The organism is Dactylosporangium aurantiacum, assembly GCF_000716715.1.
Taxonomy (GTDB): domain Bacteria; phylum Actinomycetota; class Actinomycetes; order Mycobacteriales; family Micromonosporaceae; genus Dactylosporangium; species Dactylosporangium aurantiacum.
In genome coordinates this window covers 1-429 of the sequence record NZ_JNYJ01000158.1, presented here as the reverse complement: position 1 = coordinate 429, position 429 = coordinate 1, and the positions used below count along the sequence as shown (strand labels likewise).

General features: G+C 70.6%; 1 protein-coding gene. It reads right to left on the bottom strand.

Annotated elements, in window-relative coordinates; all coding sequences use genetic code 11:
• Positions 1–429: IS5/IS1182 family transposase (locus OP18_RS50740; protein WP_033368041.1), on the bottom strand; the 429-nt coding region annotated here is incomplete at both ends.

The following is a 429-nucleotide window of genomic DNA, read 5'->3' as shown; positions in this document are numbered from 1 at the left end:
TCGACGGCGTGGCGTTGCCGGTAGCGGACCGGGTCGAATGCGGGTGGGCGCCCGCCTTTGGAGCCTTTGGCTTTGCGGTGGGCGTCCTGATCGGTCTTGCTGGGGATGCACGCGGGGATGCCGCGTGTGCGCAGGTGTGCCCGGTTGGCTTTCGAGGTGTAGGCCTTGTCGGCCAGGACCAGGTTCGGGCGGGTGCGGGGATGACCGCTGCCGATGCGGGCGACGCGGATCTTGCGCAGGACCGGGATGAACTGCGGGCTGTCCCCGCGTTGCCCGGCGGTGATGACCAGCGCCAGGGGTTTCTGGCCCTGCTCGCAGGCCAGATGCGTTTTGGTGGTCAGCCCGCCGCGGGAACGGCCCAGCGCGTGGTCGGCGGGTTCGTCGTGAACGCCGCCGGGTGGCTCTTTCTGCAGGTGGCCGTCGTGGCGG